An 18,926-nucleotide genomic window follows, 5' to 3' on the forward strand; every position below is an offset into this window, starting at 1 on the left:
ACATTTCTTTCGCTCTCATCTACCTCCATTATTGAGTTTTAAATTACACGATACCGCCTTAACACAACAATTTATAGGATTTATCACCTCCCAAATAAATGACTTATATTTACATTGTAACTCGTTTGATCGCGCTTTCAATAACTGGAATCTACGATTACATTGCAGTATTCTACACTCTTGTCCGTAAGATGGTTTCGTCTTTTTTTCATGCTTGACAGGAAAATACAACTCAATTAAGATTTAGCTGTATGATAGCTATACAGTTATATAGCATACAAAAAACTAGAACAAATCATAGGGAGGTTATTTGCATGACTGTTATTAGAAAGAAGATGTACGTCTCAGGGTTAGCCGTTGTCATGTTAGCTGGAACGGTATTGGCAGGCTGCTCATCGGATGAGAAGAAGGGCACCGTCAGTGGAGACAAGAAAGAAACCGTTACACTCAAAATGGTCGAGAGCTTGACCAGCCCAGAAAGAACAACGCTTCTTAAACAAATGATCGGCGAATTCGAACAACAAAATCCAACGATTAAAGTAGAGTTGATCTCGCCTCCACTTCAGAATGCGGATACGAAGATAGCAGCTATGTTAAGTGCGAAAGAAAGTTTGGACGTTCTAGAAGTACGCGATGTTACGGCAAAACAGTTTGTGACGAATCACTTTATAGAGGATTTGAAACCGTTTACAACCAAGTGGGGGAATTACAAATCATTAAATGATAGTGCGAAAATGTCAGCTGAGTACATCGATAACACGCCATATTACATACCTTACGGGCTGTACCAGAAAGTATTGTACTATCGTCAAGATTGGTTCAAAGAAAAAGGATTGACCCCGCCCAAAACGTGGCAAGAGGTATATGAAAAAGGCAAGGCGCTGACCGATCCGGCTAAGAATCGATATGGATACGCTTACCGTGGCGGTGCCGGCGGCGATAACTTTACTCTCATGATCATGCAGGCATTTGTTGGCGATAAAATTAATCCGAACGATTCCATGTTCTTGAAGGACGGTCAAACGATCTTCTCCTCGCCGGAAGCGAAACAAGCCATGGAATTATTCACGAAAATTTATCAAGAAGCTTCGCCAAAGGATTCAACGAACTGGGCTTTTGCGGAAACAGTGGAAAGCTTCGTCTCGGGTGTAACCGCGATGTTGATTAACGATCCGGAAGTTATCTCCGTAACGAAAGAGAAAATGGCAGAAGGAACATGGGCGACAGCGCCAATTCCACTGGGACCAAGTGGTAAAGCTCCAGGATTCGTCGGCGCAGCAGGATGGGGAATGACGTCATACACCAAGCATAAAGAAGAGGCTTGGAAGTTGATCGAATTCTTATCGAGCCCCGAGCAGAACTTGAAGTTCGCCAAGGGCATTGGACTCATTCCGATTCACACTTCGGCGCAAGATGATGAATTCTTTAAAGTTGGGGCCTACCAAGCCTTTATCAATATGAATAATAATTCCAAAGATTACTTTTTGATGAGAGATGCGACAAACTATCAAGGTAATGGCCAATTCAAAAAACTTCAAGTTGAAGACAATCAGGCGTTGATCCTAGGCAGTATGCAGCTGGATAAAGTTCTAGAAAAATGGGACGCATATTGGAAAAATGAAAAAGCTACTCAGAAAAAATGAGTAGGATGACAGGATTGTTTTGGAGGGGTCTTTTTCAAAGGGGCTCCTCCTCTCTTTGGATACTTCTAGGAGGAGAACATATATGAAAGTCAATTTGAACAAATTTATATTTTACTGCTTGCTGCCTTCTATACTATTTGTTTCTGTATTTACCTTTTACCCTTTTTTCCGGGGTGTTGGGATGGCATTCCAGAAGTATACGTTATTCGATTTAACCGATATTCATTTCATTGGATTTGACAATTTCACACTCATTTTTAGCCAGCCTGCCTTTTTGAAAGCTCTGTCCAACAGCTTCTTTTGGGTGTTTATCTCTCTCATTTTACAATTTATTTTAGGGTTCATTTTAGCACTGGTTTTAAAGAAACCATTCAAAGGCAGAGGTATCTACCAGGGATTGATTTTCTACTCATGGGCGATGTCCGGATTCCTGATCGGAATTATTTGGAGATGGTTGTTTAATGGTCAAATCGGTGTCATTAACGACCTGCTTCTGAAGATGGGCATCATTTCCGAAAGGATTGGTTTCTTATCGGATCCTAGATGGGCGTTGCCCTCGGTGATTACAGCTAACGTCTGGTACGGCGTCGCGTTTTTTGCCATCATGCTGCTGGCTGCGCTTCAGTCGGTCCCTGCTGATCTCTATGAATCTGCTGGTATTGATGGGGCTAACGCATGGCGAAAGCTCTGGTACGTGACGATCCCGTACATTATGCCGACGATCATTGCTACTACACTGCTGAGGGTAATCTGGATTTTTAATTTTCCGGATATTATATATGCGATGACAAACGGAGGACCTGCTGGCGCATCACATATTTTAGCTACCTTCATGATGGATAAAATCATGTTCGGCGGGGATTATGGTCAAGCGGCTGCAGCTGGAGTCATCATGGTGGTCCTATTGGCCATGTATACAGTGTTTTACTTAATGGCGACCAAGGCTGAGAAAGGAGCTGATTTCTAATGAATCATCTGCTGAAACAGTTAAGGCTCCCCGGTAAAGTATTATTTCTCGGCATTGTGCTGGTTGTCATGTTGTTTCCATTATATTGGATTTTTATCACTTCCCTTAAGCCGTCGAAGGAAATTTTCAAAATGCCGCTGGAATATTGGCCTTCCACATTATCGTTTGAAAACTACGTTCATATTTTCAAAATATCTAATTTTCACATTTATATCTTCAATAGTTTAATTGTATCTCTTGCTTCTGCATTCACGGTGCTTCTCATTACAACGCTCAGCGCCTATGTATTGGCACGTCATAAATTTAAAGGTGCCCAGCAAATTATGTTCGCTTTTTTCATGACGCAGATGATTCCGGCTTTTATCGGATTTGCCCCGTTGTATGTCATGATGTCGAAATTCGGCATGCTGAATCAGTTATATTCGCTCGTTATTTTGTACACAGCCGGACTTATCCCGTTCTGTACGATTATGCTCCGCGGTTTTTTTCAACGTATTCCTGCCAGCTTGGAAGAAGCGGCAATGATTGACGGATGCTCAAGGCTATCTGCATTGTTTCGCATTATTATGCCGGTTATGCTGCCGGGTATTGCGGCGACATTCATTTTTGCTTTTGTACAGAATTGGAATGAGCTGTTCATGTCTATCATGTTTATCGATAAAGAATCGGCTAAGACGATTCCTGTTGCTATGAACGGCTTCATTACCAAGTTTAATATTGACTGGGGTCCGATGTCCGCAGGAGCGGTATTATCCGTTATTCCTACCGTTATTATTTTTGCTTTATGTCAGCGATTAATCGTTGAAGGGTTAACGCAAGGCGCTGAAAAAGGCTAGAAGAATAAATAGATATATAGATGCCAAGGAGAAGGTGGAGAAATACATGCATGCTTTACATACAAACAGCTCAGAGACTTTAGTTACACATGACTTGCATGATGAACGACACTACGGTGCGGTCACGCATCCCATTTATCAGAACAGCTTGTTCACGTTTGAGACGCATGAACAATTGGAAGAAGCGCTTGCGTTTGAAGTGAGCCATATCATTTATACCCGAGGCAACAATCCAACTGTTCAAGCATTGGAAGAGCGTTTGGCCCTACTTGAAGGCGGAGAGCAAGCTAGATGTTTTGCTTCAGGTATGGCGGCGATTACGGCTGCAATCCTGTCAACCATTCAAGCAGGCGATCATATTATTTGCGTAGACGGCAGTTACGGACCCGCTAAGAGACTTATGGAACAGTATCTCTCGAAATTTCAAGTCGAAACGACATTTGTTGACGGAAAAGACATGATGCAGATCCAGAACGCCGTGCAGCCCAACACAAGATTGATTTATTTAGAAAGCCCGACGAGTATCTTATTTGAATTGCAGGATTTGAAACAATGCGCAGCGCTTGCGAAAAAAATCGGAGCGAAGACGATTATTGATGGTACGTGGGCAAGTCCTATTTTTCAAAAACCGCTTTCCTTCGGTATTGACTTCGTTGTTCATTCCATGACAAAGTATATTTCCGGTCATAGCGACCTCATCGGCGGCGTCGTGATTGGTTCCAAACAGAACATGGATCAACTGTTCCGAGAGGAGTTTCAGCTGTTCGGCGGCATCCTTCATCCCCAGAGCGCCAACTTGTTTATGCGCGGATTGCGTACCTTGCCACTCAGGTTGCATAAACTTCAAGAGAATGGATTGAAGGTTGCCCATTACTTGGAAAATCAATCTTTTATCATAAAAATGAACCATCCCGGGTTACAAAGCCATCCCCAGCATGAGCTTTATCATTCACAAATGACGGGCAGTGGAAGTCTCTTTTCCTTTGAAACCCATATTCCGAAGGAGCGCATGCGGAGTTGGTCGAATCAGCTGAAGTACTTCCGCAAGGGTATTAGCTGGGGCGGTTTCGAGAGTTTGGTATACATACCAAATCAGCCCGATAATCGAGTAATCGTTCGATTGTATGTGGGACTAGAGGAGCCTGATGATCTGATTCGTGACCTAGAACAGGCGTTTGCCGCCATTGAAGCTCATCCTCAGCGTGCAATTTAGAACACATGTCAAGGCTGCTATTTATACGGTGATACAAAAAATAAACTTCAGATCTCTCAACTAAATTGAGATTTCTGAAGTTTTTTTCATTAATAAAACATAGTAAGGAACTTCATATGCGCATACGTCCATTCACTCAGTTCAATACTTCGGTTCTCCTTGAACAGGAACATTGAGAATAGCCAATTCAATAGCATCCATCAATTGATGGAAAGTTGATAACGCTTTTGCTTTGTCACGATCAGCAATGGCTTGAGCAATGATTGGGTGGAATGGGAAGGTATCTTCAAAAAGCCGCTCTTGACCGAGTGGAGCGCGTGCCCAGAACTTCTCGAAGAAAGTGGAAAACGATAATATAATGCCTTGCAGCACCAAGTTTCCAGATGCTTCATAAATGGTCTTGTGAAAGTTCCTGTCTGCAACCGTCGTAATTTCAATTACCTCTTGATTGCCCCGAATTTCATCCAAGTATTGCTGCATGAGCCCGATTTGTTCTGCCGATGCATGCTCGACAGCGAGCTCAACTGCGAGTCCTTCTAACGCCCTGCGAACTTGACAGGCTTGGATCATGAACGATTTTTCGTCTTCTATATCAATTTTCATCGAAAACCGGTAGGATGAGGGATCTTCAACATAAATGCCTCTGCCATTTTTGATCTTGACAAAATCCATGGCTTCCAGCGAGCGCAGCGCTTCCCGAATCGAGGTACGGCTTACACCTAGCAGTTGAACGATTTCTTCAATATGAGGCAGCTTGTCCCCTTTTTGCAAACCAGATTTCCTAATATATTCAATAATTTCTTGTGCAGCGATTTCGTGCAGCTGTAGCTTTTTGATTTTACGCACCGAAAAGCCTCCTCAATAATTGTACCGCTATATGACTATATTATAGCATAAAGTTAGGTAAAGAGATAACTTTCAAACGCTTTTATAGAATTAAATAAGCATAAAACTAAAAAGGTTATCCCTAATGTAGGATAACCTCTTTTTGGTCAACTAAACAGCTAATTAGTTTCGATCATCATCTCTTGTCAAAATTAAGGCCATACGAACTAATTGGCTAAAATATCGTTTATCTTCTTCTCTAGGACTGCCAGCCCTGCTTCCGGATCCAGCCCGCCCAAAACGATGCTTTGGAGATCCTCCGAAAGCGTTGTAAAGATCGTCGCATACTTATCGGTTTGCGGCGCAAATTTAATATGATGCTGATCATCAATAAAATGACTACTTGTCTAAACCTAAGTGTTCATTTCGCTCATTTTTTATTGAAATAAAATTTTAAAATTCTTATTGATTTTTGTAATAAAATTTAATAGTCTAGAGTTGAACCATACCCAATCTTTACCAAACCAAAACGATACGATAAGGAGGAGATGGGCCAAGGCATTTTGAACACAAACATTTGAGAGCGGTTTCATACTTTTAGGAGGATGTGATTTGGTGACAAATAGTTCACGAAAGCTGACCATTTTGATTCCCATTCTAACAGCATTTATCTTCTTTATCGGTACAATCATCTTGGGATTTGGTAATGTATTACCTTCCGTGTATGCAGATTCTGTAATCGAAATCAATTCTGCAAGTTCGCCGGCTTATGCCAATGTGGATAATTTTGAACAGACAACAAACCTGTCTGCTTCCTCTGCACAAGCTAAGTCTGTCAGTATCGGCTTAATCAGCAGACCGGAGACAATCTATTATGGTTACCATGCTGTAAAATTAGCTTACGATTTCACGGGGATGCCGGGAACGTCGGCAGCATATATCAACTTCAAAGACCCGAGCGGATCAGCCGGGCGTACACTTCAAGGGATTCCGAAGAAGCTGGGGGTGTGGGTTTACGGCGACGGAAACAACCATTGGCTGCGCGCACAACTACAGGATGCGAACGGAACGAAACCTGTAGTTGATTTCACAACCAGCAACGGTCTTAATTGGAGCGGTTGGAAGTATGTCACGATCACTGTGCCTAACAACCTCATAGCTCCTCTTAAGATCAATCAAATTTATGTCGTAGAAACGAAGGTCAACAACAAAAACAGCGGTGTGCTGATGTTTGACCAGTTGAATGCCTACTATACGGACTCAACTGTCTTTGGTCTCGACGTGGTTGGACTCCCACCCATGCAAGTGGGGGATACGAAACAAGCAACTGTTTACGCTACTTATCAAAACGGCACCGAACCGGTTCCTGTCGTAAGTGGGATCACTTATCGGAGCAGCGATGAACGGATTGCGACAGTCGAACCTAACGGAACCGTCCGGGCGCTGCAAGCAGGTACGGTAACGATTGCTGCAGCATACGGTAATGCACCGGAAGCGGCTTTTACGTTAACGGTCACCGCAGAAGCGCCGACTCCACAGAAATTGGAGCTTTCAGCGCTCTCCAAGCTCGAAACCGGCGCGACAAACCGGCTGAGAGTGTACGCCGCATACAGCGGCGCTGCAGAACCGGTCTCTATTCTGACCGGAGCCAACTTCCAGAGCAGCAGCCCGGACATTGCGACTGTCGATGCCTCCGGACTCATTAAAGCTGTGAAGGCCGGTACGACGACGATCACTGCTTCCTATAGCGGAATCTCCACACAATACGTACTCACGGTAACGAACCCGGTTCCGGTATTGCAAAAAATCGAGCTAACCGGCCTGAAGGCGATGACCGTCGGAGAGTCGAGGCAAACGAAAGTAATCGGAACTTACACATGGCTTCCTGATCCGGTCGAACTGACAAGTGGCGTTGCCTACACAAGCAGTAACCCTGGAGTCGCTACCATTAACGCAAGCGGATTGGTTACGGCAATGCAGATGGGAACCTCGAGAATTACGGCGACGTACGGGGGCAAATCGAGTGATTTTTACCTGGTGGTGAACAAAGTGGCGACTGTGCCGAAGCGAGAATTAAGAGCTGCTTGGATTGCTACCGTCGATAATATCGACTGGCCGAAAAAAGGCGTTGTCGAAGCGGAAGCGCAAAAGAGCGATTTTATCGAGCAGTTAGATGAGCTGCAAGCGGCTGGCATGAATGCGGTCATCGTTCAAGTGAAGCCGACCGCAGATGCCTTTTATCCCTCGGCGTACGCTCCTTGGTCGGAATGGCTGACAGGTGAACAAGGCAAGGACCCAGGTTATAATCCTCTCGCGTTTATGCTGGAGGAAGTCCACAAGCGGAATATGGAATTCCACGCCTGGTTCAACCCTTATCGGATCAGTCTGCAGGATCGTATTGATAAACTGGTTCCCAATCATCCGGCACGGCAGCATCCTGATTGGGTCGTTACATATGGCGGAAAGCTTTACTTCAACCCGGGGATCCCGGAAGCAAAACAGTTCATCTCAGACAGCATCATGGAAGTAGTGAAAAATTACGACATCGACGCCGTACATTTTGACGATTATTTCTATCCGTACCCAGTTACCGGCGTGGATTTCCCGGACCAGGACGCCTATGCGAAATATGGCTCCTCTTTCCCGAACAAAGCGGACTGGAGACGCAGCAATGTAAATACGTTCGTTCAGGACATGAATGCCGCCATCAAACAAGAAAAACGCTGGGTCAAGTTTGGGATTAGTCCTTTCGGGATATGGAAAAACAAAAGCCAAGATCCTTACGGCTCTGATACCAACGGACTTAGCAGTTACGACGCCATCTATGCGGATACGAAAAGATGGGTTGATCAAGCGTGGATCGACTACATTGCGCCGCAAATTTATTGGTATATGGGCTATTCGCCAGCATCCTACGATAAGTTAATCGAGTGGTGGAGCGGCGTGACGGCAGGGAAAAATGTCCACCTGTACAGCGGTCAGGCGGTCTACCGGATAGGTTCGGCCGACCCGGCGTGGCAAAACCCCGACGAAATGCCTAACCAAATCGCTTATAATCGAAACTTTGACCAAGTGTACGGCAGCATATTTTTCAGTGCTCAATGGTTTAAAGAAAATCCTCTCGGGTTCACGGATCAATTGAAGAACGACTTTTATCGGTACCCGGCTTTAGTCCCTGCGATGCCTTGGCTCAATCAGACTGCTCCCGATGCGCCGGTCTTGGCATCCGCACTTCGAAAAGCGGCAGGGATAGAGATTACATGGAAGAATGCCCAACCAAGTAACACAGCCTATTATATCGTTTATCGTTTTGACGGAGGGGCTGCCTTAGACCTGCAGGATCCCTCTCATATTATCGCAAAAGTTCGTAAGCAACCGGGTTTCGATCTCACTTACGTAGACAAGAATGTGACAGATGGAAAAGTATATACGTATATCGTAACAGCGGTTGACCGGATTCATAACGAAAGTGCTGCCAGCACCCCCGTTACGATGACCAACATCCTCGACGTTACACCACCTGTCTCTGCATCTGCCATCGAAGGCACCCAAAATAACGATTGGTATGTGTCGGAAGTTCGGGTTAAACTATCGGCAAGTGACGATCTAACAGGTATAAAGCAAACAGAATACAGCACGGATAATGGCTTAAACTGGAATTTATATGTATCTCCTTTCACCTTAACTACTGATGGTATTCATACATTGTTGTACCGTTCTACGGATAATGCCGGCAACGTAGAACAAACACAAACGGTGCAAATCTTAATTGACCGGGCGGCGCCGACGATACAAATTACAGGGGCGAATGCGTATACCGTCGATCAGATGGTATCGATCACGTGCACGGCTGTAGATACCGTATCCGGCATCGTGTATAACCCATGCGCTGAGCCGTTGGTTAGTGCTCCGGCTTATCAATTGGAGCTCGGATCCCACAATGTCACGGTTCAAGTTACGGATCATGCAGGCAACGTAGGAACAGGTTCTGCTTCGTACAAAGTGCAGGTTACTGAGAACAGTCTCGCGAACTTAATCCGTGAATTCGTCACGGGACCTGGTGAACAAGGTATCGAGAATTCACTTTTGAAAAAGCTGGAACACCAGCAAATCGATGCTCTCATTCATGAGATTGATGCTCAAAGAGGCAAGCGAATTACAATGGAACAAGGGGACATTCTTGTAAGGTTAGTTCGAGCTCTTCAATAAAAATGATAACAGACTCCACGCATTATGTGTGGGGTCTATTATCATTTTTATTGCCTTATTGACTTGCCATGTGACAGCCTTTAAGTTGTTGCGCTCTATCGCCAATTCTTCTCTTTCCATTGTTTCTATGAAGTAGTCATTCTTCTCATTCAATCGGTTAAAGGAAATTACTATTTCTTCAACCAACTTCATACGATTATAATTCTCTTTTTAGGAATTTCATTGACAAAACATTGTTGAGTAATTCGGCAGAATAAGAACCTTCGTTTACATTTTCAGTTGAAAATTGATATTCGAGAATTGCATCTGCCATTTCTTGAGTAAATCTCCCTTTAAAATACGGTATACTTAACTTAGTTCCAATTTGAAAATCTTCATCACAACGATTAATATCGATGTGTTCTATTATCGTTTTAACTGGATCGCTTAAATCCGCCCATTTTAATTCTCTTTGATTCATCTTTTCACCTCTCCTGAAATTTGGTATCCTATGCCTAAGTTAAAATTGAAGTTTTATGTATGTTTCTTGCGCTTTCAATAGGTCAACTTTTCCTAGATTAACTTCACTTTTGAAAGCAACCTTCAATAATAATTTTATTTTTACCATAGTAATCTATGGCATATTCGCCAAGTTCAATCTCTTTCCATCCTTTTAATAGTTCTCTACACGATTCAACACTATAAAAGTATCTGTCAATAACATGCTCTTTTTGTGCATCTTCATCGTTGACGGAATTTAATCTTATAAGAAATAGTCCTTTGTCGCATAGCATTCTTCTAACTTCACTCAAAATCTGGTTTAATAAGTTTTTATCAAAGTAGTGTAATGACAAACCAGCAACAATAAATTCAAATCCATCATCCTCAAATGGAAACTTGTCTTGAGTATCATGATGCAAAATTTGAACGCTAGGAATGTTGTTTTTGATAATTGACACCGCAACTTCTGAAAAGTCAGTCGCAGTCACAATAAATCCGTTGCTATCCAAAAATCTTGTATCATTTCCACTACCGCAACCAATTTCAAGGACTTTTTTGAAACCTCTCTCATGCAGGATGGGCAGATAACTTTTCAACCATGAATCCTGTTCAAAATATTGAATCCCATTTTCCTTAACTTGACTAAATTGCTCATTCCACATTTCTAAAGCAGTTCTTTTGTTTGAAATTTCCATGAAATCCTCCTGTACCGCTTTTCAGACTATACTAGCTGCTATCGCCTTATTATATCACCAATTTACAAATTCAGGATATTAACCCCTTTTAATCAAAGAGCCTTATTCTCAAGCACAATACTTGCAGTTAACGCAAAAAAAGCCCTAAAAAAGGGCTTTTCAACATCTAGAGTTGTTATCGTATCGTTACTAATAAAAGGAATACTTTCCCAATGACATTAATTCTTATTAATGAGAGGACAAACCACATTGACTTCTCACTCGTTGATTCCTTTCCATACCAACAGTGAGCAGCACTCTTAATGCGCCGCTGCATGAACGCTCCCTACTCTACAACGTCTCCGTGCTGAGCGTAAATCCTTCGATCACGGCGTCTTCGTCGACCTCGATCAAGATACATCGTTTTCCTTGATAATTCACCTGTCTCACGTATTTTAAATCTTGCGGACTGATCGTTATTGTAGCTACCTTCGTATCAATCTTAATCGATTTTGATGTGAACTTCGGAATGACGCTGCTTGCTTTGATTTCATAGTTTTTGTCGTCGACAACGTTTTGGAACGCTCGTTCCACCTTTTCCAACGTCACGTCCTCCACGCCGCTCACCGACAGCATGCGTTCTACATCTTTATAATCCAGTTTTGGAGGCTCTTCCTCCTCGTTGGACTCGATAACTCGATGAATTTCCTCGTACACATGTGCGATCGTAGAGGCATCCAGATGTTCGCCCGCTATTTCCTTCACGATATCCTCAAAAATGGCTCTCTCTTCTAGCGCCGTCACCGTCTGCTCAGCATTTAAGACTTGCTCAATAAATTGCGGATTAGGTTCATGCGCTTTCCCCGCACAATACAAGATGCGATTTACGTCGGAATAATTATCCGTCACACTAGGGTAGAAAAAACCTTGCTCCGGTGTGTTCAATTTAATGATCGGATCTACGAATACATTATACTTGTATTCCCGCTCGACATAATCAAACATGAGGGTTTTCCGCGGTTGCTCCGTGGAATTCACACTGCATAGAATGAACGGGTTTGAAAACATCTCGTCCTTTTCGCTAATCTCAGCTTCTTCATTCCGGGCCTTGGTCGGCTTAAAATATTGTCCGTGGACGAAAGTAACGACCGTATCCCTTTCATATTTGGTATCCGCCAACATTTTCTCCACCAACAAGAGCATCAGATCTTGCCATTCTTCCGGATTACCAGTCACAAGACCTTGATGGAGAAGCACTTGCGAAGGCGACTCCGCATCCTCCTGAAACTTTAACTCGAACATTTTCTGATCCAATTCGCCGGTCAGCAGTTTTTTGAAATTGGCCATATAGAGCTCCTGCTTCTCCCTGTCCACAAGGGCGAACGACTGTCGCTCGTAGTGATAGATCTCGTTGCTTTCCTTCATAATATATACGTTAAGAATGTTGAAAATTTCAAGCTTGTCATGATCCAACTTAAACTGTTTGCGAATATGTGCGAGTTCTTTCTTTATCATAATCCTTCAGACGCTCCTAAGAAGTAAAATGGTATTACCAGAATAATTGATTGAACTAGAAATTTGTAACGGCGTTACTTCCCTTTATTCCCTTCCAAACTAAGAGTGAACAGCACTCAACATGTCTCGTAATTGAAAATATAGCTTTAATTACTCTACTTATGAAGCGTACATGTGCTTTCTTATCACTTGGATAAACTACTTCCTGTATGTTAAAGCATAATGATAGATTTCTCAACAATTTTGAAAATCTATTGCAATATTCCATAATTAATTAGAAAACGGAGCCCGCAAACCCGCGTGGCTCCGTTATTATTGTTCCAGAATTGTTTTGAATTTAAGGCACGAATCAATAAGAGTTTTCCTAGCCGACCCTGTTTTTGCGACTACTCTTCCTCGAACAGTCTTTCACCGCGGTACAAACGCCAAGCAATCTTAGCCGTATGCGGCAGCTCCCGCGCACTTGGGGCGTGGGCCGCCAAATATCGGGCACAGGCGAGCAGGCAAGTCTCCTTAGCCTGCTTTGCAAATACATCGGAACGCGTATCCCAATGATCATATTCGGTGACGGCAGCCTCATAAAGCTGAAATGTGTGAAATTCGGCGTCCTCGCGAAGCAGACTGAGACCCAGTGTGCTGAGCAGAACCTGAGGGTCCCGCTGTTCGCTAAGGTATCCCGCTACCCAACTCGCGGCCTCATCCACCTGCTGCCTGCGGTCCATAAGCTCAAGCAGCTCCTCCGGTGCGTAGCTGCGGCCGCTAGCGGGTTTGGGCTTCGGTGCCCGCGGCACATTAAGAAAACGATCATGGTAGATGGACATCGCCCCATAATAGAGCGCCCTACCCAGAAGCGGCTCCTTGGAGCGGCGCAGCCGTTCGTGTACCGCGTGAGCGTAGGTAAAGGTATGCAGCACGGCTATCCAATCGCCGAACTCGTTTTGGGTGTGAAACCGCACGATCCTTTCGGCCGCAGCCAGGCAGATCAGTTGGGCCAGCCGTTCGGGTGCCGCTCCTCCTAGCAAAAGCCTGGTTAACTGATCGACCGTCTCAATCGCCTTATCACTGAGCAATTGTTCCACAAAAGCTTGTTCATCAAGCTGGTCGGATTGTTCCGAAGTTGGAGGTTGCTGTAACTTTTCGAAAGCCTGCCGAAGCGGAGTAACGAGATCGACCGGCGCCTGCCAATGATGAAGTTCTTCGCTGCGGGTTGGCGATCCGAGGAGTGGTACAAGCGAAGCGAGGATAGGCTCCGTAAGTGAATCTCCCAAGTCTTCCAGCGCCTCAAATGCTTTATTATGAAAATCAAAAGTATGGCCGCCGTCCAAATAAAAGTGGTCTGTCACCGAAATCAGCATCATGTCCGCTAATTGTTCAGATGTAGCTCGCTTGGCTATGGCAGTCAGCAATACCTTTTCCGCGCCTTGGGTATCGCGCACCTCGACACAGTTGCGATACCACTCCATCAGTCTTTCCGTGGAAGCCGGTGAGGAAGGCAGCGCCCCGAGCAGGTGACGGGGAGCACGTCCTGAGCTAGCCCTGGCTACTTGAACCAATCCGTGGTACAAGGCGAGAATTCGACCAGATACATCGAGCTTGGGCAGTACGTTTCTCATCGCGGTCAAAATGGTCAAACCCGCTCCCCAGCCATTCCCTTGCGACGTACCGAACGTGACGCCGATACGGACAATTTCATCAACCGGGACTCCGGATTCGACCAACCCGATGACCGCCTTGGCGATCACAATGCCGATGTTCTGCTCAAGTCCTTCCCGCAAACGGTGCTTAAGCTTCTCGGCATTGCCGATGTTCCTTGGTCTTGAGCTAACCCAGACTGCCTCACTCTCGACCTTAACGTCGTAAGCGGGCACGTCGTCTGCCCAGGGATCCAGCGTCCCGCCACTGCAGATGTCGAAGCGAGCATGATGCCAGTGACATGTCACCATGCCGTTGCAAACGCTTCCTAAATGAAGCGGAAAGCCGAGATGAGGACATCGGTTGTCTATCGCTCTGACCTCATCCTCGTGGTAAAAAACGGCGATACCTCCTTTGATAACCTCGAGATGCGGTAAATCCACGATGGCTCCGGTATACTTCAATTTATAGGCACTGACGGCAAATCCCAGAGAAAGAGCCTGTTTCAATGGATAACCTTTGACGATCGCCGCATAAAATCCCGACCAAAATGCATCGCCGGCTCCCGTGGTATCTACGACCTGAGTAGCCAAAGAGTCGAATGCAATCGTCTCTTTTCCATTAGAAACGATAGCGCCATCCTTCCCTAATGTCAAAATAACCAGCTTAGCGCCCAGTTCCAAGAAATGTTCGAGATAACGCTCAGGCGACGCTTTCCCAAACAGTCTCTCTGCGTCGTCCTCTGAAGGTTTCACAATGTCAACCTTACCGATGATAGATTTCACGTAGTCGATTCCATTCTCGCCCTTTTGCCATATCATCGGATGATAGTTAGGGTCAAAACCGATCAAAGTACCGTGTTTTCTTACCGTGTCCATCACGCTTTCGATCGTATAACGGGACGGAACTCTCGATATAGGCCAACAGGAGAAATGGACGATTTTGGAGTTGACTACGGCATCCGTCAGCCCAGTTGTATAAGCTAATTGACAATCCGCCCCCCGATAAAATATTGGAATCGGCGTAGCTACACTCTTGGTTACGACGACCATGCTCGTTGAATCATCGACACGCTGAATCAAATCCGTAGCAATATCCGCTTGCTGTAGCTGTTCAACGAGAAATCTGCCAAATCCGTCATCTCCGACCGAAGAAGCTACAAGGGGGCGCAGCCCTAATTTTTTTGCATTCAATGCAATATTGGAAGGAGAGCCTCCAAATAGCCTTCGGTACGTATCACATTGATCGCTATCGTCATATTCCGTTGTCATCATATCGATCAGAAGCTCACCGACGGTCAAAATATCATACTTCTTATCACTGAACAGTATACTAGCCTCGAATTCAAACACGCTTCCATCTCCCGACTTTTATTCCACCGCCCACAGTAAAGCTTTTTCAATGTATTCATTCCAAAAATCCCAGATATGTCCTCCCTGGCTTTCCACATACGTGTTCTCAACCTGTTCCGAAACTAGGAAATCGTGAAATCTACGATTGACATCCAACAAAAAATCTTCGGTACCGCAAGCCATATAGATCGCTGGAATTGCCGACTTCTTCTCTTTCAAGCCCAGGACCAGAGCCTCCGGATCTTTATCGCTCCCTTGAAGCCGGTCCAAATCACCGAATACTCTCGTAAAATATTTATAATCCGCTATGCCGTCATTATAATCGGGATTTGCGTTAGCGATTTTATAGGTAATAATAGCCGATGACAACGCGATGATCCGGCTAAAATGCTCGGCATATTTGAACCCGTTCCGAATGGCTCCGTACCCGCCCATGGATAAACCGCCGATGAAAGTGTCTTCTCTTCGCTCCGACAATGGAAACATTTTCCTTGTAAACTCCACCAGTTCATTTCCGATGTATTCTCCGTATAATGACCCTTTATCAACATCATCCACATAAAAGTGGTTCTCCCCTGCCGGCATAAAAACCGCAATACGGTGCTTGTCGGACAACTCCCGAATTCTCGTGAAGCTAATCCAATCCGAATAGCTGCCTGAGTATCCGTTCAACAAATAGAGCGCTTTAAGCGGCTTCTTCTCCGCTTTCGGCATCCCCGGAAATTCAAAATCGTCCAAAGGTACAAGCGCATTGAACGTGACTTCTCTCCGCAAAGCCTTTGAGTAAAAATTAACCTGCAGTGTCGCCATGGTATCCATTCTCCTTTTCTCTCATTTCAGGACTATGCCCTCGTCTTACAAGTAAAGAAACGGCTCCTTCGCATCGACAAAAGTAACCGGGAGTCCGCCGGCCAACGGCTTCAGCCATTCGGCCATAAACTTCATTCCCCATTCCTCGCTCCGCTCATGTCCTACGACGATCATGGCCTTATTCAGTCCGAGCATGCGGGCGTCGTTGACATAAGCGCAAAGCGTCCATTCCACGATTTCACCGCAGACGATGACATCCAGGTTCTTATCTCGCATCAGTTCCATCGGCATTTGCTCTCTCCCAAGACCTAAACTGCCTCCGCCTACCAAAATTCCGACTCTGGAACACTTCATCTCGGGATTGCCCACGATTTGCAGAACATTCATTCCCAATTTGTATTTAAAAAAGGCGGCCAATTCTTTCAAAGTGACCTCATCAATTTGGTAGGTGTGCGGCGGATGCTTTTCCAGCAATTTGTCTTCCCATCCGATCTCCTTAAGCAGTCCATCGTAGATTCGGTCAGTCTTGGCCATATGCATGTAATCGTGATAGCGCCAGACTGCAATCCGGTGATGCTCTAATAATTTACGCTTTACTATATATACAGGATCCTCCTGAAGCCAGTCCGTTTCGTCTATCCCCGTATAAAAGGTAGGCTCGTGTGTAATGATCATATTAGCCCCGCAAGCGATAGCCTGATGAATCACATCGATAGTTGCCATAAACGTCGTTACAATACCGGTTACTTCTGTATACGGACTTCCGGACACAAGTACATCGCCGGTTTTTTCCAGTCTGAAAGTGCCGCAAGAATCCGTAATAATCGCATCTATGACCTGTTGAACATTCATGCTATAGCCCTCCTTCGTTTCGTAAAGCGATTAACCTTTTACGGCACCGACAACGACGCCCTTCGTGAGATATTTCTGCAGAAAAGGCAGTACGATCAAGATCGGCACGATTCCGATAATACCCATGGCCATCCGTACCGCCGTAGTTGGAAGATTGGCTGCACCAGCTCCCAGCAAGCTGCTCGCCTGGCTCGATTTTAAAAATTGGATATTATTCATCAGACGGATCAACAAATTCTGAATGCCATAATACTGAGGTTTCGTGACAAAGTATAAGGCATTAATCCAATCGTTCCAGTAGGCAAGTCCCGTAAACAAACCGACTGTTGCCATAACCGGAATCGAAAGCGGCAGCATAATGCTATAGAACGTTCTTATTTCGCTAGCCCCATCGATTTGAGCCGATTCGATGAGGGCGGCAGGTACATTATGCTTATAGAAGTTCCTTACCAGCAGAACATTGAATCCATTCATGAGCAAATTCGGTATGATCAATGCGGCTAACGTATCCTTAATCGAAAACACTTTGGTCCACATCATGTAGGAAGGGACTATGCCTCCGTTAAATAACATGGTGAAAAATACAAGAAATGCAAGGACATTATGATACTTGAAATCTTTCCGCGACATGGGATAGGCAAGCATGGCCGTGATGGCGAGGCTGATGACGGTTCCGACAACAGTCACAAAAATCGACACTCCGTATGCCCGCGCAAAGGTTGACACATTGCTGAACAAGTATACGTAGGCATCGGCGCTCATTTTGTTCGGGAAATAGCTATATCCGTCTCTAATAAGCGTCTTTTCATCGGTAAACGATGCCAGCAGCATCAGAATAAAAGGCAAGAAAGCAAATATGGTCAACAGGGTCATAGCTGCTGCAGAGAATATCGTAAATGCCCGTTCTCCTCTTGATTGTAAACTTGTCATGATGGATTCCCCCTAAAACAGTGCATTGTCGGAATTTACTTTCCTTACAATACCATTGACTACTATGACTAGAATAAAGCCTACCAGTGACTGGTACAGACCAGCAGCAGCCGACATCCCAATATCGTTAACTTGCATGAGAGCACGATACACATAAGTATCGATGGTTTGTGTCGTGCTGTATAAAGCCCCCGCATTTAATGGCACTTGATAAAAGAGTCCGAAATCGGAATTGAAGATTCTTCCTACAGACATTAAGCCCAGTATGATAATGGTTGGCGTCAGCAAAGGCAAGGTAATCATAGAAATTTGTCTAAGTTTGCCTGCACCGTCAATTTTAGCGGCTTCATAAATACTTTTATCGATTCCTGCAATAAATCCGAAATATACGATAGAACCGTATCCCGCCGTCTTCCAAAGCTGTATGATCACAAGGATGAACGGCCAATATTTAGGCTCCGAATACCAATTAATAGCCGATATGCCAAGCGGTTCTAGAATTGTATGGTTGATAAATCCGCTATCGGCATTCAAGTAAGCAAATACGAGAAAAGATACGACGACCATCGATACCAGGTTCGGAAGAATCAAACCAGACTGGAAAAACTTCGAGTAAAACTTACTCAACAGCTCCGCCATCAGAATCGCGATGAATATAGAAACAATGGTGCCGAGAATGATAAATGCAACATTGTACAGAATCGTATTTCTTGTCATGATCAACGCATCGGAAGTCCGAAATAAAAACTCGAAATTTTTCAATCCGACCCAATCGCTTCCGAATATGCCTTTGGCAAAATCAACATCTTTAAAAGCGATAAATACCCCAAACATCGGAATATAGTTATTGATCAACAAATATAGCAAACCGGGAGCCGCAATTAGTAAAAGCGGCAGCGTATTGCTTGCTTGCTTGCTGTTTTTCTTTATTGGCTTCTCCATGCCACTGCCCCCCTTAAGGAAGACAGAATGGAGCAGTTTCCGGCTC

Annotated in this window: 14 protein-coding genes; 5 read left to right on the forward strand and 9 right to left on the reverse strand. The window is 44.6% G+C overall.

The genetic code is table 11. From position 1 onward, the window contains the following. Nucleotides 1-314 precede the first annotated feature (314 nt). The 4 genes from NYR53_RS23765 (at nt 315) to NYR53_RS23780 (ending at nt 4,659) form a co-directional block, all read left to right on the forward strand. Nucleotides 315-1,643, forward strand: coding sequence for an ABC transporter substrate-binding protein (locus tag NYR53_RS23765; protein ID WP_261301618.1), 1,329 nt, complete (start codon nt 315-317; stop codon nt 1,641-1,643). Between the two features lie 82 nt (nt 1,644-1,725). Beyond that, on the forward strand, nt 1,726-2,610 hold the full coding sequence (locus NYR53_RS23770) for a carbohydrate ABC transporter permease (RefSeq protein WP_261301619.1): 885 nt from the start codon (nt 1,726-1,728) through the stop codon (nt 2,608-2,610). Next, nucleotides 2,610-3,446: a carbohydrate ABC transporter permease gene (locus NYR53_RS23775; RefSeq protein WP_261301620.1), complete on the forward strand. Its 837-nt coding sequence runs from the start codon at nt 2,610-2,612 to the stop codon at nt 3,444-3,446. The genes NYR53_RS23770 and NYR53_RS23775 overlap by 1 nt, the downstream gene beginning before the upstream one ends. 46 nt (nt 3,447-3,492) lie before the next feature. Then, a complete protein-coding gene (locus NYR53_RS23780) occupies nt 3,493-4,659 on the forward strand; it encodes a trans-sulfuration enzyme family protein (protein ID WP_261301621.1) in 1,167 nt (388 codons plus the stop codon). Between the two features lie 141 nt (nt 4,660-4,800). Here the strand turns inward: NYR53_RS23780 and NYR53_RS23785 are convergent, their stop codons facing one another. Continuing rightward, nucleotides 4,801-5,505: a FadR/GntR family transcriptional regulator gene (locus NYR53_RS23785; RefSeq protein ID WP_261301622.1), complete on the reverse strand. Its 705-nt coding sequence runs from the start codon at nt 5,503-5,505 to the stop codon at nt 4,801-4,803. A gap of 594 nt (nt 5,506-6,099) precedes the next feature. Here NYR53_RS23785 and NYR53_RS23790 point away from each other — a divergent pair. After that, a complete protein-coding gene (locus tag NYR53_RS23790; protein ID WP_261301623.1) occupies nt 6,100-9,693 on the forward strand; it encodes a family 10 glycosylhydrolase in 3,594 nt (1,197 codons plus the stop codon). A 196-nt stretch (nt 9,694-9,889) separates the two neighbouring features. Here the strand turns inward: NYR53_RS23790 and NYR53_RS23795 are convergent, their stop codons facing one another. The 8 genes from NYR53_RS23795 to NYR53_RS23835 form a co-directional block, all read right to left on the reverse strand. Further along, nucleotides 9,890-10,153: a hypothetical protein gene (locus tag NYR53_RS23795; protein WP_261301624.1), complete on the reverse strand. Its 264-nt coding sequence runs from the start codon at nt 10,151-10,153 to the stop codon at nt 9,890-9,892. A gap of 103 nt (nt 10,154-10,256) precedes the next feature. Further along, nucleotides 10,257-10,868: a class I SAM-dependent methyltransferase gene (locus tag NYR53_RS23800; RefSeq protein ID WP_261301625.1), complete on the reverse strand. Its 612-nt coding sequence runs from the start codon at nt 10,866-10,868 to the stop codon at nt 10,257-10,259. Nucleotides 10,869-11,198: 330 nt separating this feature from the next. Then, complete coding sequence (locus NYR53_RS23805; RefSeq protein ID WP_261301626.1) at nt 11,199-12,362, reverse strand: DUF4317 domain-containing protein; 1,164 nt, start codon at nt 12,360-12,362, stop codon at nt 11,199-11,201. A gap of 386 nt (nt 12,363-12,748) precedes the next feature. Further along, nucleotides 12,749-15,346 (reverse strand): PfkB family carbohydrate kinase, encoded by a 2,598-nt coding sequence (locus tag NYR53_RS34510; protein ID WP_367618574.1) that lies wholly within the window; start codon nt 15,344-15,346, stop codon nt 12,749-12,751. Between the two features lie 18 nt (nt 15,347-15,364). After that, on the reverse strand, nt 15,365-16,156 hold the full coding sequence (locus NYR53_RS23820) for an alpha/beta hydrolase (RefSeq protein ID WP_261301627.1): 792 nt from the start codon (nt 16,154-16,156) through the stop codon (nt 15,365-15,367). A gap of 45 nt (nt 16,157-16,201) precedes the next feature. Next, nucleotides 16,202-17,008 (reverse strand): Nif3-like dinuclear metal center hexameric protein, encoded by an 807-nt coding sequence (locus NYR53_RS23825; RefSeq protein ID WP_261301628.1) that lies wholly within the window; start codon nt 17,006-17,008, stop codon nt 16,202-16,204. A 30-nt stretch (nt 17,009-17,038) separates the two neighbouring features. Further along, nucleotides 17,039-17,938: a carbohydrate ABC transporter permease gene (locus tag NYR53_RS23830; RefSeq protein WP_261301629.1), complete on the reverse strand. Its 900-nt coding sequence runs from the start codon at nt 17,936-17,938 to the stop codon at nt 17,039-17,041. 12 nt (nt 17,939-17,950) lie between these two features. After that, nucleotides 17,951-18,880, reverse strand: coding sequence for an ABC transporter permease (locus NYR53_RS23835; RefSeq protein WP_261301630.1), 930 nt, complete (start codon nt 18,878-18,880; stop codon nt 17,951-17,953). Nucleotides 18,881-18,926: the final 46 nt, after the last annotated feature.

This window comes from Paenibacillus andongensis (genome assembly GCF_025369935.1).
Lineage (GTDB): Bacteria > Bacillota > Bacilli > Paenibacillales > NBRC-103111 > Paenibacillus_E > Paenibacillus_E andongensis.